The following is a 20,149-nucleotide window of genomic DNA, read 5'->3' on the forward strand; positions in this document are numbered from 1 at the left end:
GATACGCCGTTGTGCCGGGCGAGTCCCCAGGGGACCGTGAGGACACCGCCAGGAGACCCCGAAAGGTAGGCAGGCATGAGCACCGTAGAGCTCACCAAGGACAACTTCGACGAGATCGTGAGCGGGAGCGAATTCGTCCTGATCGACTTCTGGGCTTCGTGGTGCGGTCCCTGCCGTCAGTTCGCCCCGGTCTTCGAGGCCGCGTCCGAGCGGCACCAGGACCTGGTCTTCGCGAAGGTGGACACCGAGGCGCAGCAGGAGCTCGCCGCCGCCTTCGAGATCCGCTCGATCCCGACGCTGATGATCGTCCGGGACAACGTGGCCGTGTTCGCCCAGCCCGGCGCGCTGCCGGAGGCCGCCCTGGAGGACGTCATCGGGCAGGCCCGCAAGCTGGACATGGACGAGGTGCGCAAGTCCGTCGAGGCCTCGCAGCAGCAGTGACCCGATGACGAGAGGGGTACGGGAGAGCCTCCCGTACCCCTCTCGTCGTATGTCCGGGCCACGCGTACGTGCGTCGGCTCAGCGCTCCAGGACCAGCGCGAGGCCCTGGCCCACGCCGATGCAGAGCGCCGCGAGGCCCGTGCCCGAGCCCGCCGCCGCCAGCTGGTGGGCCACGGAGCCGGCGAGCCGGGCGCCCGAGGCGCCCAGCGGGTGACCGATGGCGACCGCGCCGCCGCGCGGGTTCACGATCTCCGGGTCCAGTTCCGGCCATTCGGCGAGGCAGCCGAGCGCCTGCGCGGCGAAGGCCTCGTTGAGCTCGAAGGTCGTCAGGTCGGCGAAGGAGCGTCCGGCCTTCTCCAGGGCCCGCCGGACGGCCGCCACCGGGCCGAGGCCGAAGAGCTGGGGCTCGATGCCGGTGACCGCCGACGTACGGATGCGGGCGAGCGGCTCGCGGCCGGTCTCGCGCAGCCCCTCCTCGTCCACGAGGAGCAGGGCCGCCGCGCCGTCGTTGAGCGGCGAGGAGTTGCCCGCCGTGACGGTGCCGCCCGTGGGACGGAACGAGGGCTTGAGCTTGGCGAGCGCCTCCATGGAGGTGGTGTCGCGGATGCACTCGTCCCGGGCCAGGTCCACGCCGGGGTACGGGACGACCTCGTCGTCGTACAGCCCCTTCGCCCAGGCCTCGGCGGCCTTGCGGTGGCTGGCGAGCGCGAAGGCGTCCTGCCGGTCGCGGGTGAGGCCGTGCTTGTCGGCGACGAGCTCCGCGCCCTCGCCGAGGGCGACGGTCCACTCGGCGGGCATCCTCGGGTTGGTCATGCGCCAGCCGAGGGTCGTCGAGTGGAGCTGCTGGTGGCCGGCGGGGAAGGCCCGCTCGGGCTTCTGCAGGACCCACGGGGCGCGGGACATGGACTCGACGCCGCCGGCGATGGCGACGGACGCGTCGCCGAGCGCGACGGCGCGGGCCGCCTGGATGACGGCCTCCATGCCGGAGCCGCAGAGGCGGTTGACGGTGACGCCGGGGACGGTGACGGGCAGTTCGGCGAGCAGGACGGCCATCCTGGCCACGTCGCGGTTGTCCTCGCCGGCGCCGTTGGCGTCGCCGAAGTAGACGTCGTCGACGCGCGCCGGGTCGAGCGCGGGCGAGCGGTCGACGAGCGCCTTCACCACGTGGGCGGCCAGGTCGTCGGGGCGCACCCCGGCGAGCGCGCCGCCGAACTTCCCGATCGGTGTGCGGACGGCGTCGACGATGTAGACGTCGCGGATGCTCATCGGTTCTCTCCCACGTGACCTTCGGAACGACTCTGTTCGCCTGGTGAGGAAACTTTCGTTTCCGGTGTGCGCCGCCGAGTCTGTGCCCGTCGGCGCACGGTGTCAACGGGCCTCTTCAGGCCGGATCGGGGTCGGGCCGCAGGGGAGAGTGCCAGGTCAGCCACGGGGCACGCCGGGCGGGAGGGAGCCGGGCAGAGCGGGAGCGCCGGGCGGGAGGGAGCCGGGACGGCAGGGAGTGCCCGGCGGGAGGGAGCCGGGACGGCCGGGAGTGCCCGGCGGGAGGGAGCCGGGGCGGCCGGGAGTGCCGGGCGGGCGGAGGGTGCCCGGCAGGCCGGAGAGTGCCGGGTCAGCCGCGGGCCGCCGGGCGGACGAGGGCCGTGAGTCCGTAGTCGAGTTCGCGCCCGTCGACGAGCAGGGCCTCGACCGTCCGCGTCTCGGGGTCGATGTCGGCGACGATGCCGTGCCCCTCGTAGATCGGATAGCCGGAGGAGCCGTGCCGCCCGGTGGCCTCGACGACGGCGGAGCGGACGGCACTGTCCCCCACGGACGCGCCGCCGCGGTCCTCGACGTGCGCGGGCACCAGCAGGATCTCGTAGCGCTTCGGAACTGTGCTCATGCACCGACGCTAAGCGCTCAGCTGGACTCCCGCCGGACGACCCGCGAGTCGAGGAGACGGCGGGGGCGGGGCGGCACGTCCTCGTCCCGCACGGCCCGGTCGACGAGCTCGGCCAGCTCCCTGCCGAGGACCATGTCGATGTGGACGGTGCTGAGCCGCGGCCGCAGGAGCCGGCCGAGGAGCAGGTCGTCGGCGCCGACGACGGCGGTCTCCTCCGGTACGGAGATCCCGGCGTCCTGGAGCGCCCGCATCAGGAGCATCGCGTACTCGTCGTTGTAGGCGAAGACGGCGTCGAGCCCCAGCTCGCGCCACCGCCCGGCCAGCTCCCGTGCCGACTCCTCGTCGTACCGCAGGGGCACGGGGACGACGGTGGCGCCGGTGCCCTCGGCCGCCTGCCGCGCTCCGTCGAGGCGGGGGGCCGAGAACATCCCGAGGCCCGTCTCCTCCGGGACGACGACGCCGATCCGGCGCCGGCCGGCCTCGACGAGGTGGGCGGCGGCGACCTCGCCGATCCGCCCCTGGTCCATGACGAGGGAGTGGGTGCCCTCGACCTGCTGCGTGCCGAGCGTGATCACGGCGCGGGCCCCGGACCGCTTGAGGAGCTCGACCGCCTGCTCCGTGAGTTCGACCTCGCCGAGCGAGACCACGGCGACCGGCCGCAGCTCCGCCCAGGCACGGGCCGCCTCCTCGGGCTTCAGGCCGATGCTGCCGTACTGCACCACGGTGTAGTCGAGGCGGCGCAGCTCCCACTGGAGGTCGCTGAAGAACTGGCTGTACAGCGGGCCGACGGGGATGTGGGCGCTGGGCAGCAGCACCATCCGGCTGTGGCCGGCGCGCAGGCTGCGGGCCGCCGCGTGGGGGACGTACCCCAGCTCCTCGGCCGCCTCGCGCACGCGGCGGCGGGTGGGCTCGCTGATGCGCACGGCCGAGGTGTTGTTCAGCACGTACGAGACGGTGGCCCGGGAGACGCCCGCGAGGCGCGCGACGTCGGCACTGGTGGGGACCGCCCGCCCGGTGGGGCGGTCGGGGGACTGTTCGGTTGAGTGGCTCATCGCTCCGGCATCTTTCCAGAACAATCCGGCACAGGGTCTGGCGGATGGCCTGATTTGAGTGCTACACAGTGCTCACACGTGTCACTGACACGTGTAACTCTATCGTTCAATCCGCTCCTCGCCCCCTCATCGGGCGATCTCTCCCTGGAGGGCAACGTGGCCCTTTCCTCCCCCGGAACCGGCTCCGGCACCGACACCGCCGGCCCCGACTCCGGTACGGCCGGCCCCGACTCCCCCGCGGCCAGCCGGCCGACGCGGGGCCTGCTGCCCCTGCTCCTCGCCGGCAACACGGCGATGTACGCCCTGTACATCGGTGTCGGAGGCATGCTCCTCGCCCTCCAGGTCGAGTCCATCGACCCCGCGAACAAGGTGGCGAACTTCGGCCTCGTCGCCGGCGTGTCCGCGATCTTCGCCACCGTCTTCAACCCGGTCGCGGGCGCGCTCTCGGACCGGTCGGGACGGCGCAACCCCTGGATCCTGGGCGGCGGCCTGCTCGCCCTCCCGGTGATGCTGCTCCTCGGCAGCGTCCACACGATCCTGCTGGTCACGATCGCCTGGTGCCTCGGCCAGGCCGTCATGAACATCTACCAGGCGGCGATCACCTCGGTGGTCCCCGACCGGGTCCCGATGGCCGCGCGCGGCAAGGCCTCGGCCGCCGTCGGCCTCGGTCTGCCCATCGGCTCGACGATCGGCGCCCTCGTCGGCGCCGCCTTCTCCGACGACTACCGCACCGGCTACCTCGTCTTCGGCGCGATCGTCGCCGGCGCGGCCGTGCTGTTCAGCACCTGCGCCCGCGAGGAGCGCATGCCCGCGAAGGCGCCGCTGCCGGTCAAGGAGCAGATCGCGGCCTTCGGCAGCGCCCTCAAGGACCACGACTTCCGCTGGGCGTTCATCGGCCGGGCCCTGCTGGTCCTCGGCTACTTCGCGGTGGCCGGATTCCAGCTGTACATCCTCAAGGACCACACCGAGCTGCCCGCCGGGCTGAAGCCCGAGGAGGCCGTGGCCATCCTCATGCCGCTCAACGCGGTCGCCATGGTGGTCTCCACCGTGCTCGGCGGCTGGCTGTCCGACCGGTACGACCGCCGCAAGCTCTTCGTGGGTGCCTCCGCCGCGCTCGCCGCCGTCGCGCTCGTCATCCCGGCCGTCTCCACCAGCTGGACCGCGATGCTCGCCTTCTCCGTCGTCAACGGTCTCGGCTTCGGCTGCTACATGGCCGTCGACACCGCCCTGGTGACCATGGTCCTGCCCAAGGCCGAGGACGCGGCCCGGGACATGGGCGTCCTGAACGTCGCCAACGCGGGCCCGCAGATCGTCGCCCCGTTCGTGGCCTCGCTCATCGTCTCGCTGAGTGGCGGATACACGGCCCTGTTCATCATCGCGGCCGTACTGTCGGTGCTCGGCGCGCTCGCCGTGCGCCCCATCCGCAGCGTGCGCTGACCTGACGGTCGGCGCCCGCCCGGGGGTGTCCCGCGGATCAGGGCCTGCCGATGCCCCTGATCCGCGGGACACCCCCGTCCCCGTCGCACCACTCGGAGAGGCAGCACCGTGCGCCTGCACACCACCACGTGGGGATCCGGTGACCGGATCGCCCTGCTCGTCCACGGCATCATGGCCGACCACCGCACCTGGCGGCGGGTCGGACCTGACCTCGCCGCGCGGGGGTACCGGGTGATCGCCGTGGACCTGCGGGGCCACGGGGCGAGCGCGCGGGCGGCCGGCCCGGAGGCGTACGGGCCGGAGGACTACGCCGACGACCTCGTCGAGAACCTCCCGGCCGGGGCCGAACTGGCCGTCGGCCACTCGCTCGGCGGGCTCGCCCTGCTACGGGCCGTGGAACGGCTCGCGCCCGCCCGCGCGGTGTACTCCGATCCGGCCTGGCACCTGAGGGGCGGCCCCGCCGGGTACGTGCCGGAGCTCTTCGTGCGGGGCAAGTCCCTCTCGCGGGACCTCGTGCAGGGGTTCAACCCGCGCTGGTCGGACGAGGACGTCGACACCGAGATGGAGTCGGTACGCGTCTGGGACGAGCGGTCGGCGTACGGTCTGGTCGACGTCACCGGCACGGACATGTGGCCGGTCCGGCCCGCCGTCCCCTCCCTCGTCGCGCTCGCCGATCCGAGCCCGCTGATCTCCGCCGACGACGCCACGATGCTGGAGGGGCGCGGCTTCACCCTCCGCACCGTCGCGGGTGCCGGGCACACGATCCACCGGGACGACTTCGACGGGTTCATGTCCGCGCTGGACGGCTGGATCTGACGTACCGTTCACCCATGGACGAAGCGTCGATGGACTCCTCGATGGTGGGACTGCTGGGCCGGGTGACCGGCACGGTCGGGCCCGGCCTCGTCGGCGAGGTGATCGTCCGGATCCGGGGCGGCGCCGAGCACTTCCTCGCCTATCCGGCCTCGTCGAAGGAACGGATCGAGACCGGAACGGTCGTGATGGTCATGGAACATCTCCCTCCACGCACCGTCTATGTCACAGCCGCGTACGACAGTTGACCGAACCGTTGAGTGGCGCCCGTGACGGGCGCACACTCCCTTCACCGGATCCGCACGGCTCCGGTGAAGGGGGAACTGCCCATGGGAATCGGCATTCTGGCGGGCGTCGTCGTCGGCGCCTTCGTCCTTCTGGTCATCGTCTTCAAGATGATGTGGCGCGTCGCGGAACCCAACGAAGCTCTGATCATCTCCGGTTCCAACCACAAGAACGAGGGCCTCGGCGCGGGGATGGGGTTCCGGATCGTCACCGGTCGCGGCACCCTCGTGATGCCCGGCGTCCAGGCGGTGCGGAAGCTCTCGCTCGACCTCAACGAGACGCAGCTGTCCGTCGAGTGCGTCACCCACCAGGGCATTCCGCTCAAGGTCCGCGGTGTGGTGATCTTCAAGGTCGGTGACGACTTCGTGTCGATCGCCAACGCCGCCCGCCGCTTCCTCGACCAGCAGAAGCTGATGTCGGAGCGGGTGCACATCGTCTTCGCCGGTCATCTCCGCGCCATCGTCGGCGGGTTGACGGTGGAGGACATGATCCGTGACCGGGAGAAGCTGACCGGGCAGGCCCGTTCGGCCTGTGGCACGGAGATGGAGAAGCTCGGACTGATCGTCGACTCGCTGCAGATCCACGAGATCGAGGACCCGACCGGGTACATCAAGAACCTCGCCGCCCCGCACGCCGCCGCCGTCCAGCGGGACGCGCGGATCGCGCAGGCGGAGGCCAACCGGCGGGCGACCGAGGCCGAGCAGCAGGCCGCGGCGCGCATGTCGGAGGCGACCCGCGACAGCGAGATCCTCCAGGCGGGCTACCAGGCCGAGCGGGACCAGGCCTCGGCCAAGGCCCGGCAGGCCGGGCCGCTGGCCAACGCGGCCTCGCGCCAGGAGGTCGTCGTCCAGGAGACCCGCGTGGCCGAGCTGGAGGGCCACCGCAAGGAGCAGCAGCTCCAGGCGGAGGTCCGCAAGCCCGCCGACGCCATGGCGTACGAGACCCGGACGCTGGCCGCGGCCGAGCGCGACGCCCGGATCTCGGCGGCCGAGGCCGACGCGAAGGAGACCGAGCTGGCGAGCGCGGCCAAGGCGACGGCGACCCGGCTCACCGGTGAGGCGGAGGCGGCGGCGCAGCACGCGAAGGGGCTCGCGGTCGCCGAGGCGACCCGGGCGAAGGGTCTGGCGGAGGCCGAGTCGATCAAGGCCCGTGCGGCGGCACTCGCCGAGAACCAGGAGGCCGTCGTCGCCCAGCAGCTGGCGGAGAAGTGGCCGGAGATCGTGTCGGCCGGCGCGTCCGCCTTCGGGAACGTCGACCAGATGGTGCTGCTCAACGGCGCCGACGGGATGGCGGAAGTCTTCGCCAAGGCGCTGACCATGGGCGGGACGGGTCTCGGTCTGGCCCGGCAGCTGCTCTCCACGATGAACCCGGGGGCGCCGGAGCGCCTGGGCGGGGTGCCGGCCTCGCGGTCGGAGGAGAGCGTGGAGATCACGGTCGGCGACGGGGAGTGACCGGACAGGGCGCGTCGTGACCTGGTCGGGACACGGAGCGCCCCGGCACGACACGGAGTGACCGGACAGGACGTGTACAGAGTGACCGGACAGGACGTGTGAAGACGCTCGGGCCCGGTGCCGTCACGGCACCGGGCCCGTTCGTGCGTTCCCCTGGCCGGTCCCCTGGCCTCGGTTCCGGCGCGGCCTCAGTTGTGGCCGAACTTCCGTTCCTTGCGGTGGGACGCGTGCTCCACGAGGGGCATCTGCGGCTCTCTCGTGGGGGTCGGCGCGGTCTCCTTCGCTGCCGCCTCTGTGCGGTGCTCGTGACCGCCGGTACGGGCGCCCCGATTGGTCCGGGTCTGTTTCTTGCCCACGATCGTGCCTCCCATGAAGGGGTCTCGGACTGTGGTCCGTATGCCCTCAGCCTCGCACGGAGGAACGAAAGATGCATATCAGACGAAGAGGGGTACAGGCGGCGCACGCGGCCCCTGTGGGGCGCCCTTGCACGCGGGTCGGCGGTGGCTTTAGGTGGAAGCAGCGACTTCCGGGACCGGTCCTACAGGGCCTGTCCGGTGGATCAGGAGGTGCACGGATGGCAGCGAGCGGCACACCGCGTGGCGGCCCCCCACTCACCGAGGTGGAGGCGGAGAACCTGCTGCGTGGCATCTGTTTCAAGACGGGTCCACCCCGCACGGTGGGAGCCGAGCTGGAGTGGCTCGTCCACGATCTGCGCGACCCGCGTTCGCCCGTACGGCCGCCGAGGCTGGCCGCCGCCCTCGACACCGTACGGTCCCTGTCACTGGTCTCGTCGCTCACCTTCGAACCGGGCGGCCAGCTGGAGCTGAGCTCGCATCCGGCCGGGTCGCTCATGGAGTGCCTCGACTCGCTCGCCGCCGATCTCCGCGCGGTACGCGAGGCGCTCGGACCCCTCGGTCTCACCCTGAGCGGTTACGGGGTGGACCCCTGGCACGCGCCGCGCGGCCGGGTGCTCCACGAGCCGCGGTACGACGCCATGGAGATCGCGCTCGACCGCACGGGACCGGCCGGACGGGCGATGATGTGCGACTCGGCCTCCGTGCAGGTCTGCCTCGACGCCGGGCTCGACGAGCCGGGTCCGCTCGGCTACGACCGGCGCTGGCGGCTCGCCCACCTCCTCGGCGCGGTCCTCGTGGCCGTCTTCGCCAACTCCCCCCTGCACGGCGGCCGTCGGACCGGCTGGCGCTCCACGCGCCAGGCGCTGTGGACGGAGCTCGACCCGTGCCGGGCCCTCGCGCCCCGGCCGGACGGGAAGCCCCGGGAGGAGTGGACCGCGCACGTCCTGGACACCCCGGTGATGTGCGTGCGGGCCGCTGAGGGGCCGTGGGAGGTGCCGGAGGGGCTGACCTTCCGCGAGTGGCTGCGCACCGGAGCCCCCCGCCCCGCCGACCTGGACGATCTGCGCTACCACATGACGACGCTCTTCCCGCCGGTGCGGCCGCGCGGCCATCTGGAGCTGCGGATGATCGACGCGCAGCCCGGCCCGGACGGCTGGATGGTGCCGGTGGCCGTGACGACGGCCGTCTTCGAGGACCCGGAGGCGGCCGAGGCCGTGTACCGGGCGGTCGAGCCCCTCGCCGAGCAGGCGGGTCCGGGGCCGGCGCCGCGCAATCCGCTGTGGCTCTCGGCGGCGCACGACGGCCTCGCCGATCCCGGACTGCACGCCGCCGCCCGCGCGGTCTTCTCGGCCGCCGTCGACGCGCTGCCCCGGATCGGGGCGAGCGAGGAGGTGCGACGGGCCGTCGTCGCCTTCCAGGAGCGGTACGTGATCCCCGGGAGCTGCCCGGCCGACGAACTGACGGCGGTGACGTCATGACCGGGACCGAGCGGGGCACGGCGAGCGAGCGGGCCACGCAGAGCAAGCGGGCCACGGAGAGCGAGCAGGGCACGGAGACCCGGCGGGGCACCGGCATCGATCCCGAGGTGCTGCGCGCGCGGGCCGCGGACGCCCTGACCGTCGCACGGGAGCGCACGGCCCTCCTCACCTCCTGTGTCGACGACGAGGAACTCAACGCCCAGCACTCCCCCTTGATGTCACCACTGGTCTGGGACCTGGCGCACATCGGCAACCAGGAGGAGCAGTGGCTGTGGCGGGCCGTCGCGGGGCGCGACGCGCTGCGACCGGAGATCGACTCCCTCTACGACGCCTTCGAGCATCCGCGCGCCACCCGCCCGTCGCTGCCCCTGCTCCCGCCCGGCGAGGCCCGCGCCTACGCGGCGGACGTGCGCCTGCGGATCCTGGACGTCCTGGAGAGCGCCCCGCTGGAGGGGCGGCCGCTGCTCGACGACGGCTTCGCGTTCGGCATGATCGCCCAGCACGAGCAGCAGCACGACGAGACCATGCTGATCACCCACCAGCTGCGCAGGGGGCCCGCGGCGCTGACCGCTCCCCCGCCGCCCTCCCTGCGGTCCGGCTCCCTTCCTCCCGAAGTCCTCGTCCCCGGCGGCCCGTTCACCATGGGCACCTCGGACGAGCCGTGGGCCCTCGACAACGAACGTCCGGCCCACGCCCGGGTCGTGCCGGCCTTCTTCGTCGACACCACCCCTGTCACGAACGGCGCCTATCTGGCCTTCATGGCGGACGGCGGGTACACGGACCGCCGCTGGTGGCGGCCCGAGGGCTGGGCGCAGATCCGGGAACACGACATCGGGGCACCCCTGTTCTGGCGCCGCGACGGCGGACAGTGGCTGCGCCGCCGCTTCGGGGTGACCGAGCCCGTACCGGTGGACGAGCCGGTCCTGCACGTGAGCTGGTACGAGGCGGACGCCTACGCGCGCTGGGCCGGACGCCGGCTCCCCACCGAGGCCGAGTGGGAGAAGGCCGCCCGCCACGACCCGGTCTCGGGGCGCTCGCGCCGCTATCCGTGGGGCGACGCCGATCCCGGTCCCGAGCACGCGAACCTCGGGCAGCGGCACCTGCGGCCGGCCGCCGCGGGCAGCTACCCGGAGGGCGCTTCGCCGCTCGGGGTACGGCAGTTGATCGGTGACGTGTGGGAGTGGACGGCGAGCGACTTCCTGCCGTACCCGGGCTTCACGGCCTTCCCGTACAAGGAGTACTCGGAGGTGTTCTTCGGGCCGGAGCACAAGGTGCTGCGCGGCGGCTCGTTCGCGGTCGACCCGGTCGCCTGCCGGGGCACGTTCCGCAACTGGGACCTGCCGGTGCGGCGCCAGATCTTCTCGGGCTTCCGGACGGCGCGGACCGCGGAGTTCGACTGATGTGCCGTCACGTCGCGTACGTGGGCGGGCCGGTGGCGCTGGGAGAGCTGCTGGTCCGGCCGGAGCACGGCCTGCTGCGCCAGTCCTGGGAACCGCGTCACCAGACCAGCGGGGTCGTGAACGCCGACGGCTTCGGGGTGGGCTGGTACGCGGATGGGGATCCGGTGCCCGCGCGGTACCGGCGCGCGGCGCCGATCTGGGGCGACCTGTCCTTCGCGGACCTCGCGCGGGTGGTCCGCTCCCGGGCCCTGCTCGCGGCGGTCCGGGGCGCCACGCTGCCCGGCGCCGACGGGGAGGGCGCGGCGGCTCCGTTCACCGCCGGCCCCTGGCTCTTCAGCCACAACGGCGCGGTCAGGGGCTGGCCCGGCTCCCTGGCCGGCATCGCCGGCACGCTCCCGGCCGAGGCGCTGCTGCACCTGGAGGCGCGCACCGACTCGGCGCTGCTGTGGGCGCTCGTGCTGCACCGGCTGCGGGCCGGGGACGCGCCGGGGACGGCCCTGGCCGACACCGTGCGGGAGGTCGGCGCCGCGGCGCCGGGTTCCTCGCTCAACCTGCTGCTCACCGACGGGACCACCGTCACCGCGACGACCTGGGGGAACAGCCTCTGGTACCTGCCGGGCCCGGGCCACATGGCCGTGGCCTCCGAACCGTACGACGACGATCCGCGGTGGCGCGAGGTCCCCGAGCACACGCTCGTGACCGCCGACCGCTACGACGTCACCCTCACCCCGCTCAAGGAGCCGTCCGCGTGAGCCCGTTCCAGCTGACCCGTACCCTCGCCCCGGACACCGCGGGCGCAGATCTGCGCGCCGACGTCCGCAACGGACTGACCCGCTCCCCCAAGGCGCTGCCGCCGAAGTGGTTCTACGACGCCCGGGGCAGCGAACTCTTCGAGGAGATCACCCGGCTGCCCGAGTACTACCCGACCCGGGCGGAGCGGGAGATCCTGATGGCGCGGGCGCCGGAGATCGCCGCCGCCACCGGGGCCAGGACCCTGGTCGAGCTGGGCTCCGGCTCCTCGGAGAAGACCCGGTTCCTGATCGACGCGCTCCTTCCGGGCCTGGACAGCTACGTGCCCGTGGACGTGAGCGAGTCCGCGCTGACGGGGGCGGCGGAGTCGCTGCTCGCCGACCGGCCGGGGCTGCGGGTGCACGCGCTGGTCGCCGACTTCACCCGGGGGCTCGCGCTGCCGGGGACGCCGGGGCCGCGTCTGGTGGCGTTCCTCGGGGGCACGATCGGCAATCTCCTCCCCGCCGAGCGGCGGACCTTCCTGCGCTCGGTCCGGGCGATGCTCAGTCCCGGTGACGCGCTGCTGCTGGGCACGGATCTGGTGAAGGACGAGAAGACGCTCGTCGCCGCCTACGACGACGCGGCCGGGGTGACGGCGGCGTTCAACAAGAACGTGCTGTCGGTGATCGACCGGGAGCTCGGCGCCGACGCGGATCCGGCCGCCTTCGACCACGTGGCGCTCTGGGACCGGGACCGGGAGTGGATCGAGATGCGGCTGCGCGCCCGGCACGCGCTCACGGTGAAGATCCCGGAGCTGGACCTCGTGGTGCCCTTCGCGGCGGGCGAGGAGGTACGGACGGAGGTGTCGGCGAAGTTCCGTCAGGCGGGGGTACGGGACGAGCTGGCGGAGGCGGGGCTCGACCTTGCCCGCTGGTGGACGGACGAGCAGGACCGGTTCGCGCTGTCGCTCGCGACGGCACGCTGAGCGCCGGACCGCTGAGCGACGACGCGCGGAGGGAGGACTCGGGGAGGAACGACTCGGGGAGGGACGGCGTGCGGTGAGACGGCTGCCCCGGCCACGGCACGCTGGGCCGCGGCGGCCAGGGACCGGCGGTCCGGATGGTGCCTTCCGGGTATCGGGTCCAGGATCCGTACGTCGGCGGTGACTCCGCGCGTCGCGGCGAGCCGCCACAGGGAGGCGCCCAGCGGGTCGTCCCCCACGTAGGCGGCGGACGCGGTGGGCCGGTAGTCGATCCGTACGGGCTGGACGTCCGCCCCGCTGTCCAGCGCGGCCTGGAACGCGGCCGGCCGGAAGCGGCCCCCGGCCCGGCCGCACCAGGTCGACCCCTCCGGGAAGACGATCACCCGGCCGCCGCCGGCGAGCACCGCGGCCATCGCGCGGACGGTGCCGGGCAGCGCCCTGAGCCGGTCCCGGTCGATGAAGAGGGTCCCGCCGAGCGCGGCGAGCGTACCGAGCACCGGCCAGCGGCGGACCTCCGCCTTGGCGACCATCCGGCCGGGGAGGACGGCCGCGAGGAGCGGGATGTCCAGCCAGGAGACGTGGTTGGCGACGACGAGGAGCGGGCCCCCGGCGGCGGCCGCCCCCTCGAACCGGACGCGCACGCCGAAGGCGCGGACCACGGCCCGCACCCAGTACCGGACGAGGGCGAGCCGCGCCGGGGCCGGCAGGAGTCCGGCGGCCGGCAGGCACAGGACGCCGAGGAGGACCGCCCCGATCCCGGCGGCCAGTCGCACCGAGGCCAGGGCGGTGCCCGCCGCGAGGGCCCGGTGGCAGGGGTCCGGATCGGGGTGGGCGGCGCAGCGGCCCGGGGTGCAGGGCGCCGTGGGGAGCCACGGCGAGGGTGCCGTGGTCCCGTTCACGGGGCGGGGGCGAGCGACAGGAAGTGGTTGAGGTAGCGCGGGTTGGTGCGGCGCAGGGAGAGCAGGACGTAGAGGTCGGCGACGCCGAAGTCGGGGTCGTGGGCGGGGGCGCCGCAGACCCAGGCGCCGAGGCGGAGGTAGCCGCGCAGCAGGGGCGGGAGTTCGGTGCGTCCCTCGGGGCGGGCGACGCCCTCGGAGTTCCACAGCCTGTGCGGGGTGACCCAGTACTCCTCGGGGGCGAGGTGCTTGGCCTTGACGGTGTCCCAGGTGGCGGCGGCGAGGGCGCCGCCGTCGGCGAGCGGGATCGAACAGCAGCCGGCGAGCCAGTTGTGGCCGGTGCTGGTCATGTAGCGGGCGAGGCCGGCCCAGATGAGGGAGATGACGGCGCCGTTGCGGTGGGCGGGGTGGACGCAGGACCGGCCGACCTCCACGAGGTCGTGGCGGACGGGGGCGAGCCGGGTGAGGTCGAACTCGCTCTCGGAGTAGAGGCGTCCGGCGACGGCGGCCCGCTCGGGGGGCAGGATCCGGTAGGTGCCGACGACCTCGCCGGTGGCCTCGTCCCGTACGAGCAGGTGGTCGCAGTACGCGTCGAAGGCGTCGGAGTCGAGGCCGGGCTCGGGCCCGTCGAGGCGGGCGCCGAGTTCACCGGCGAAGACCTGGTGGCGCAGTCGCTGGGCGGCCCGTACGTCCTCCTGGTCCCGGGCGAGGCCGACGACGTACCGGGGCGCGGGTTCCTCGGCCGGGAGCCGGCTCCGGTCCTGCGGCTGGGCGGGGACGGCCCCGGTCCCGGTGGGGACGGCGAGCGTGGGCGACGGTGCGGTCATGTCGGGCTCCTCCGGCGGACGGAAGGGGAAGGGGCGGGACCGGGCCGCGTGAGCGGTGGCCCGGCTCCTTACTTCTTCCGTCACCGGCTGGATTCGACATGACCGTCCGGGGGCTCGCGGATGTGCGAACGCTGAATGCTATTCGGCGAGGGTGTCCGTGATCTCCGCCGAGGCCTTCTTGGCCGCGTGCGCCGGGTCCTCGCCCTGGAGGACGGCCGTCATGTACGGCTTGATGGGGTTGTCGCCCTCGACGTTGGCCCACTGCGGGGAGTTCGGGGTGGCCCGGCCGCGTGCGGCGGCCGCCGCCATGACGGCGGTCGCCTCCTGGCCCGAGACGACGGAGGCCAGGCCCTTCTTGTTGGGCACGTATCCCATGGTGCGGGCGAGTTCGGTCTGCCACTTCTCGCCGGCGAGCGCCTTGACGACCTCCAGGGCGGCGCCGCGCTGGGGCGCGTTCTCGGGGATGATGAGGTCCGAGCCGCCGGTGAAGACGGCGCAGGGCTGGCCGGCCTTCTTGCCGGGTATCGCGAAGTAGCCGAGCTTGTCCTTGAGGCCCGGGTTGGCCTTCAGGATCGGTGCGACGGCGCTGGTCGTGGCGATGATCTGGGCGACGTCGCCCTTGGCGAAGACGTCGGCCTGCGGCGGGTTCTGCTCGTCGGCGTTCTTGGGGCCGGTGCCGAGGGACTGGAGTTCCTTGTAGAAGGCCATGCCGCGCAGGGCGGCGGGGCTGTCGAGGGCGCCGGTCCACTCGCCGCCCTTGTCGACGGCGAGTTCGCCGCCCTCTTCCCAGATGAAGCCGGAGAGGGTGTACCAGTCCTGGCCGGCGAGGTAGATGCCCTGGGAGCCGCCGCGGTTGAGCTTCTCGGTGTCGGCGAGCCATTCGGCGCGGGTGGTCGGCGGCTTGTCGATCCCGGCGTCCCGGAAGAGGTCCTTGTTGTAGATGACGATGCGGTTGGCCGCGTACCAGGGAATGCCGTACTGGGATCCGCCGATGCTGCCGGGCTGGGCGAGACCGGGCAGCCAGTCCTCGCTGCCGAGGTCGCGGACGGACTCCAGGGTGAGGTCGTAGAGCTTCTCGGTGTCGGCGTACTGGGCGACCTGGGTGTTGCCGACCTCGATGATGTCGGGTCCGCCGGAGCCCTTGATGGCCTCGGTGACCTTCTTTCCGATGCCGGTCCAGTCCTGGATGGTGATGGTGAGGTCGACGCCGTCGTGTTCGTCCTCGTAGGCCTCGGTGAAGCGCGTGAGGAAGTCCTCGCTTGCGCTGTCCCGCATGAGCCAGATGTTGACGGTCTTGGTCTGGCCCCCGCCCGGCATCATCCCGCAGCCGGCGAGGGCGAGCGCGGTGGCGGCTGCCAAGGGACAGGCGAGGTGGCGGTTTCTCACGTAGGTCACCTTCTGCGGGTTCTGCACAGGTTCGTGCGGCATTGGGGGCTGACCCGACGTGGGGGGACCGAACGGGGTGTTCGCGCGGGTATGTGGCCTGGATTCTGGTCTGGACCAACGAAGTGGTCAAGTCCTTGACCATTCCGTTCCGGCCCCTGGACGGACGCATCGGACCCTTACCCTCGGTAATCGACCGCGTCTCGTGCGGAGTCCGTCCTGTCGCGCACCGACGCGGCCTGGGGCACGGTGGAGGGACGCACCGAGAGGAGTTCGGCCCCCATGTCGAATCACACCTACCGCGTCACCGAGATCGTCGGGACCTCCACCGAAGGCGTCGACGCGGCCATCCGCAACGGCATCAAGCGCGCCTCCCAGACCCTGCGCGCCCTCGACTGGTTCGAGGTCACGCAGGTCCGCGGCCATATCGTCGACGGCGCCATCGAGCACTACCAGGTCGGACTCAAGGTCGGCTTCCGCCTGGAGGACGAGAGCTGACACGCGGCGAGGGATCGGGGGCGGGCGGACTCAGGCCCCCGGCCCTCCTGGAGCCGGGCTCAGGTCCGGCCCACCCAGGCCGGGCTCAGATCCGCCCCCCTGGAGCCGGGCTCAGGTCCGGCCCTCCCAGGCCGGGCTCAGGTCCGGCCCTCCCAGGCCGGGCTCAGGTCCGGCCCTCCTCCTCCTGGGCGGCCGTCAGCTCCTCCGACGGGGCCGCCCAGTGGGCGCGTACGACACGGAAGCCGGCCGCCTCCGCCGCGTCGCAGACCAGCGCGTCGTCGTCGACGAGCATCCTGATCTCGCGGTCCGCGCCGAGCCGCCGCAGCACCTCCACCTTGGTCACCCGGGCCGGCCGGAAGTCCCGGTCGCCCCGCATGTGGATCCGGCCCTCCGGCAGCCCCTCCGCGGCCAGCCACGCCACCGTGGCCCGCCGGCAGCGCTCCGGCCGCCCGGTCAGATAGACCACCTCGCACTCCTCGGCCGCCTTCCGGCACAGCTCGACGCCCTCCGCGAGCGGCGGGTCGTCGGGCGCCGCCGCGAAGAAGCCGCGCCAGTCCTTGGGGCGCTGCTCCAGGAAGTGCTGCCGGTGGGCGGTCGCGGAGAGGGTGTTGTCCAGGTCGAAGACGGCCAGCGGCCGGGTGTCGCGTGTCACGGGCCCAGCGTAGGAGCCGGGGCACGCCGCCGCCCCGCCCTTTCGCGTGCCCGCCCCTTTCGCGCGCCCCGCCCTTTCTCGCCCGGCACGGCGCGCGGACGCCGGTGCGGGAATCCTGCCGCGCTCCGGGCGTTGGACCCTAGGTGAGCACCTTCCTCGACGGCATCCGCTTCTCCGTCCTCGACCGTTCCCGCACGCGGGAGGGCGAGGACGCCCCGCAGGCGCTGCGCGACACCGTGCGCCTCGCCCAGGAGGTGGAAGCCCTCGGCTACCACCGTTTCTGGGTGTCGGAGCACCACAGCGTGCCCGGCGTCGCCGGCTCCGCGCCGACGGTGCTCGCCGCCGCGGTGGCCGCCTCGACGTCCACCGTGCGCGTCGGTACGGGCGGGGTGATGCTGCCCAACCACCAGCCGCTGGTCGTGGCCGAGCAGTTCGGCGTCCTGGAGTCCCTCTTCCCCGGCCGGATCGACATGGGCGTCGGCCGCTCGGTCGGCTTCACCGACGGCATCCGGCGGGCCCTCGGGCGGGACAAGGAGGATGCCGACCGGTTCGGCGAGCAGCTGGCCGAGCTCCTCGGCTGGTTCACCGACGAGCAGACGGCCCATCCGCAGGTGCACGCCCGGCCCGCGGAGGGCCTGCGGGTCCCGCCCTTCGTCCTCGCGACGGGCGAGGGCGCGGCGATCGCCGCGGCGGCCGGCCTTCCGCTGGTCATCGGCGACCTGCGGGGCCGGGACCGGGTGCTCGCCGCCGTCGACACGTACCGTTCCGCGTTCCGCCCCTCCCCGTGGGCCGTCGAGCCGTACGTGGTCGTGGCGGGGACGGTCGTGGTGGCGGCGAGCGAGGAGGAGGCCCGCCGGCTGCTGATGCCGGAGGCCTGGTCCCTCGCGTACTCGCGCACCCGCGGCGTGTTCCCGCCGCTCGCCGCGCCCGAGCGGATCGAGGAGCTGGCGGCGACGGGCGGGATGACGGAGAAGCAGCGCGGCTTCTACGAGGGCGGTCTCGCCGGTCATGTGCACGGCACGGAGGAGCAGGTGGCCGAGGCGCTGGAGCGGGCCGTGCGGGAGACCGGCGCGCAGGAGGTGCTGGTGACGACGAGCACGTACGACCGGGCGGCGCTGAGCGACTCGTACCGCGGCCTGGCGCGCGCCGTCGGCCTGACCGCCCCGGTCACCACCCGCCCGACCGGGGCAAACGGGAAGCAGTAGCTAATATCGACGCATGCCTGACAGCCCCCACGATCCGTACGTCCGCGTCCGCGGCGCCCGCGAGCACAATCTCGCGGGGGTCGACGTCGACATCCCGCGCGACGCCCTCGTCGCCTTCACCGGCGTCTCCGGCTCGGGCAAGTCGTCCCTCGCGTTCGGGACGATCTACGCGGAGGCTCAGCGGCGCTATTTCGAATCGGTCGCGCCGTACGCGCGGCGGCTGATCCACCAGGTGGGGGCGCCGGCGGTCGGCGAGATCAGCGGGCTGCCCCCGGCGGTCTCCCTGGAGCAGCGCCGGTCCTCGCCGAACGCCCGCTCCTCGGTCGGCACGGTGACGACGCTCTCCAACTCGCTGCGGATGCTGTTCTCGCGGGCCGGCCGCTATCCGGAGGGCGCGTCGCGTCTCGACTCCGACGCCTTCTCCCCCAACACGGCCGCGGGCGCGTGCCCTTCCTGTCACGGCATCGGCCGGATCCACGAGACGAGCGAGGAACTCCTCGTCCCCGACCGGGGGTTGTCGATCCGCGAGGGGGCGATCGCCGCCTGGCCGGGTGCCTGGCAGGGGAAGAACCTGCGGGACGTCCTGGACACCCTCGGGTACGACGTCGACCGGCCGTGGCGCGAGCTGGCCGCGAAGGACCGGGAGTGGATCCTCTTCACCGAGGAGCAGCCGGTGGTCACGGTGCACCCGGTGCGGGAGGCGGGGCGGATCCAACGTCCGTACCAGGGCACGTACATGAGCGCGCGGCGGTACGTCCTGCGGACGTTCGCGGACTCGAAGAGCACGACGCTGCGGGCGAAGGCGGAGCGGTTCCTGGCGAGTGCGCCCTGCCCGGTGTGCGGCGGCAGCCGGCTGCGCCCGGAGGCGCTCGCGGTGACCTTCGCGGGGCGGACGATCGCCGAGCTGGCCGCGCTTCCGCTGACGGTCCTGTCCGGGCTCCTGTCGGCGACGCCGACGGACGGCGAGGAGACGGCGCGCGTCCTCACCGAGGATCTCGTCGCCCGGATCGCCACGGTCACCGAGCTCGGGCTCGGCTATCTGAGCCTGGACCGCGCCACCCCCACCCTCTCCAACGGCGAGCTCCAGCGGCTGCGGCTCGCCACCCAGCTGCGCTCGGGGCTCTTCGGTGTCGTGTACGTACTGGACGAGCCGTCCGCCGGTCTGCACCCGGCCGACACGGAGGCCCTGCTCGTGGTCCTCGACCGGCTGAAGGCGGCCGGCAACTCGGTCTTCGTCGTCGAGCACCACCTCGACGTCGTCCGGCACGCCGACTGGCTCGTCGACGTCGGGCCGCGCGCCGGGGTGCACGGCGGGCGCGTCCTGCACAGCGGTCCGCCGGAGGGCCTCGCGGCCGTCGAGGCGTCCGCGACCCGGCGGTTCCTCTTCGACCGGGAACCACCGCCCGCGCGGACGGTGCGCGCCCCGGCGGGCTGGCTGCGTACGGGGCCGGTGACCCGGCACAATCTGCGGGCGGTCGACGCGGCCTTCCCGGTCGGTGTCCTCACCGCGGTGACGGGGGTGTCGGGCTCGGGGAAGTCGACCCTCGTCGGCGCGCTGACCGAGGAACTCGCGGGAGTGGGGCGTCTGGTGACGGTCGACCAGCGTCCGATCGGGCGGACCCCGCGCTCCAACCTCGCCACGTACACGGGCCTGTTCGACGTCGTGCGGAAGCTGTTCACCGAGACGGCGGAGGCGAGGGCGCGCGGCTACAAGGCGGGCCGGTTCTCCTTCAACGTCCCCGGCGGGCGCTGCGAGACCTGCCAGGGCGAGGGCTTCGTCTCGGTCGAGCTCCTCTTCCTGCCGAGCACGTACGCGCCGTGCCCCGACTGCCACGGCGCCCGGTACAACCCCGAGACGCTCCAGGTGCGGCTGCGCGGGCTCACCATCGCCGAGGTCCTCGACCTCACCGTCGAGTCGGCGGCGGAGTTCTTCGACGACACCCCGGCCGCCGCCCGGAGCCTGCGGACCCTGCTGGACGTGGGCCTCGGCTATCTGCGGCTCGGGCAGCCGGCGACGGAGCTGTCGGGCGGCGAGGCGCAGCGCATCAAGCTCGCCTCCGAACTCCAGCGCCCGCGCCGCTCCGCCACGCTGTACGTGCTCGACGAGCCGACGACGGGTCTGCACCCGGCGGACGTCGAGGTCCTGATGCGCCAGCTCCACGGCCTCGTGGACGCGGGACACTCCGTGATCGTCGTGGAGCACGACATGGACGTGGTCGCCACCGCCGACTGGGTCCTGGACCTGGGCCCGGGCGGCGGCGACGAGGGCGGCCGGGTGGTGGCGGCGGGTCCGCCGGCCGAGGTGGCCGTTTCCCCCGCGAGCCGGACGGCTCCGTATCTGGCCCGGGCGCTCGCCGGCTGACCCGTATCCGGCCGAACGCG

At 73.3% G+C, this 20,149-nt stretch carries 20 protein-coding genes; 12 read left to right on the forward strand and 8 right to left on the reverse strand.

Annotation, left to right across the window (positions count from 1 at the left end; translation table 11 throughout):
- Positions 1-75: 75 nt before the first annotated feature.
- Positions 76-441: a thioredoxin gene (trxA, locus tag ACZ6K0_RS13090; RefSeq protein WP_469232076.1), complete on the forward strand. Its 366-nt coding sequence runs from the start codon at positions 76-78 to the stop codon at positions 439-441.
- Positions 442-519: 78 nt separating this feature from the next.
- Here trxA and ACZ6K0_RS13095 read toward each other — a convergent pair whose 3' ends face one another.
- From ACZ6K0_RS13095 to ACZ6K0_RS13105, 3 genes are all read right to left on the reverse strand, one after another.
- Positions 520-1,707, reverse strand: coding sequence for a thiolase family protein (locus tag ACZ6K0_RS13095; protein WP_469232078.1), 1,188 nt, complete (start codon positions 1,705-1,707; stop codon positions 520-522).
- Positions 1,708-2,053: 346 nt separating this feature from the next.
- Positions 2,054-2,323, reverse strand: a complete 270-nt coding sequence (locus ACZ6K0_RS13100) for a hypothetical protein (RefSeq protein ID WP_376399406.1) — start codon at positions 2,321-2,323, stop codon at positions 2,054-2,056.
- Between the two features lie 17 nt (positions 2,324-2,340).
- Positions 2,341-3,375 carry a LacI family DNA-binding transcriptional regulator gene (locus ACZ6K0_RS13105; RefSeq protein ID WP_376399409.1) on the reverse strand — a complete coding sequence of 345 codons (1,035 nt, stop codon included), beginning with the start codon at positions 3,373-3,375 and terminating at the stop codon, positions 2,341-2,343.
- A 156-nt stretch (positions 3,376-3,531) separates the two neighbouring features.
- Here ACZ6K0_RS13105 and ACZ6K0_RS13110 point away from each other — a divergent pair, with 156 nt between their 5' ends.
- From ACZ6K0_RS13110 to ACZ6K0_RS13125, 4 genes are all read left to right on the forward strand, one after another.
- Entirely contained in the window at positions 3,532-4,812 is a 1,281-nt protein-coding gene (locus ACZ6K0_RS13110) for an MFS transporter (protein ID WP_376399539.1), read from the forward strand.
- Between the two features lie 108 nt (positions 4,813-4,920).
- Positions 4,921-5,628: an alpha/beta fold hydrolase gene (locus ACZ6K0_RS13115; RefSeq protein WP_376399411.1), complete on the forward strand. Its 708-nt coding sequence runs from the start codon at positions 4,921-4,923 to the stop codon at positions 5,626-5,628.
- A gap of 14 nt (positions 5,629-5,642) precedes the next feature.
- A complete protein-coding gene (locus tag ACZ6K0_RS13120) occupies positions 5,643-5,873 on the forward strand; it encodes a hypothetical protein (protein ID WP_469232080.1) in 231 nt (76 codons plus the stop codon).
- A gap of 81 nt (positions 5,874-5,954) precedes the next feature.
- Positions 5,955-7,361 carry a flotillin family protein gene (locus ACZ6K0_RS13125; RefSeq protein ID WP_376399417.1) on the forward strand — a complete coding sequence of 469 codons (1,407 nt, stop codon included), beginning with the start codon at positions 5,955-5,957 and terminating at the stop codon, positions 7,359-7,361.
- Positions 7,362-7,549: 188 nt separating this feature from the next.
- Here ACZ6K0_RS13125 and ACZ6K0_RS13130 read toward each other — a convergent pair whose 3' ends face one another.
- The gene (locus ACZ6K0_RS13130) at positions 7,550-7,732 is read right to left on the reverse strand and encodes a hypothetical protein (protein ID WP_469232082.1); all 183 of its coding nucleotides are present in this window, start codon (positions 7,730-7,732) and stop codon (positions 7,550-7,552) included.
- A 203-nt stretch (positions 7,733-7,935) separates the two neighbouring features.
- Between ACZ6K0_RS13130 and egtA the strand changes: the two genes are divergently transcribed.
- The 4 genes from egtA to egtD are packed head-to-tail and all read left to right on the forward strand — an operon-like array spanning position 7,936 to position 12,309.
- Positions 7,936-9,195, forward strand: coding sequence for an ergothioneine biosynthesis glutamate--cysteine ligase EgtA (egtA, locus tag ACZ6K0_RS13135; protein WP_469232084.1), 1,260 nt, complete (start codon positions 7,936-7,938; stop codon positions 9,193-9,195).
- Complete coding sequence (egtB, locus tag ACZ6K0_RS13140; RefSeq protein ID WP_469232086.1) at positions 9,192-10,595, forward strand: ergothioneine biosynthesis protein EgtB; 1,404 nt, start codon at positions 9,192-9,194, stop codon at positions 10,593-10,595. Before egtA ends, egtB begins: the two co-directional genes overlap by 4 nt.
- Positions 10,595-11,347: an ergothioneine biosynthesis protein EgtC gene (gene egtC / locus ACZ6K0_RS13145; protein WP_469232088.1), complete on the forward strand. Its 753-nt coding sequence runs from the start codon at positions 10,595-10,597 to the stop codon at positions 11,345-11,347. The genes egtB and egtC overlap by 1 nt, the downstream gene beginning before the upstream one ends.
- Complete coding sequence (egtD, locus tag ACZ6K0_RS13150; RefSeq protein WP_376399431.1) at positions 11,344-12,309, forward strand: L-histidine N(alpha)-methyltransferase; 966 nt, start codon at positions 11,344-11,346, stop codon at positions 12,307-12,309. Before egtC ends, egtD begins: the two co-directional genes overlap by 4 nt.
- Here egtD and ACZ6K0_RS13155 read toward each other — a convergent pair.
- The 3 genes from ACZ6K0_RS13155 to ACZ6K0_RS13165 form a co-directional block, all read right to left on the reverse strand.
- The gene (locus ACZ6K0_RS13155) at positions 12,204-13,205 is read right to left on the reverse strand and encodes a lysophospholipid acyltransferase family protein (RefSeq protein WP_469232090.1); all 1,002 of its coding nucleotides are present in this window, start codon (positions 13,203-13,205) and stop codon (positions 12,204-12,206) included. The two genes, egtD and ACZ6K0_RS13155, sit on opposite strands and share 106 nt — an antisense overlap.
- Positions 13,202-14,029: a GNAT family N-acetyltransferase gene (locus tag ACZ6K0_RS13160; RefSeq protein ID WP_376399437.1), complete on the reverse strand. Its 828-nt coding sequence runs from the start codon at positions 14,027-14,029 to the stop codon at positions 13,202-13,204. The genes ACZ6K0_RS13155 and ACZ6K0_RS13160 overlap by 4 nt, the downstream gene beginning before the upstream one ends.
- Positions 14,030-14,167: 138 nt before the next feature.
- Positions 14,168-15,415: an extracellular solute-binding protein gene (locus ACZ6K0_RS13165; RefSeq protein WP_469232092.1), complete on the reverse strand. Its 1,248-nt coding sequence runs from the start codon at positions 15,413-15,415 to the stop codon at positions 14,168-14,170.
- 279 nt (positions 15,416-15,694) lie between these two features.
- Here ACZ6K0_RS13165 and ACZ6K0_RS13170 point away from each other — a divergent pair, with 279 nt between their 5' ends.
- The gene (locus tag ACZ6K0_RS13170) at positions 15,695-15,910 is read left to right on the forward strand and encodes a dodecin (RefSeq protein WP_376399444.1); all 216 of its coding nucleotides are present in this window, start codon (positions 15,695-15,697) and stop codon (positions 15,908-15,910) included.
- A 163-nt stretch (positions 15,911-16,073) separates the two neighbouring features.
- Here ACZ6K0_RS13170 and ACZ6K0_RS13175 read toward each other — a convergent pair whose 3' ends face one another.
- Positions 16,074-16,562 (reverse strand): phosphatase domain-containing protein, encoded by a 489-nt coding sequence (locus tag ACZ6K0_RS13175; protein ID WP_469232094.1) that lies wholly within the window; start codon positions 16,560-16,562, stop codon positions 16,074-16,076.
- 143 nt (positions 16,563-16,705) lie between these two features.
- On the opposite strand from ACZ6K0_RS13175, the gene ACZ6K0_RS13180 reads away from it, so the two are divergent.
- Both ACZ6K0_RS13180 and ACZ6K0_RS13185 read left to right on the forward strand, forming a co-directional pair.
- The gene (locus ACZ6K0_RS13180) at positions 16,706-17,767 is read left to right on the forward strand and encodes an MsnO8 family LLM class oxidoreductase (RefSeq protein ID WP_469232096.1); all 1,062 of its coding nucleotides are present in this window, start codon (positions 16,706-16,708) and stop codon (positions 17,765-17,767) included.
- A 13-nt stretch (positions 17,768-17,780) separates the two neighbouring features.
- On the forward strand, positions 17,781-20,129 hold the full coding sequence (locus ACZ6K0_RS13185; RefSeq protein WP_469232098.1) for an ATP-binding cassette domain-containing protein: 2,349 nt from the start codon (positions 17,781-17,783) through the stop codon (positions 20,127-20,129).
- The last annotated feature ends 20 nt before the right edge of the window (positions 20,130-20,149 follow it).

Source organism: Streptomyces sp. NPDC042346, from assembly GCF_055581845.1.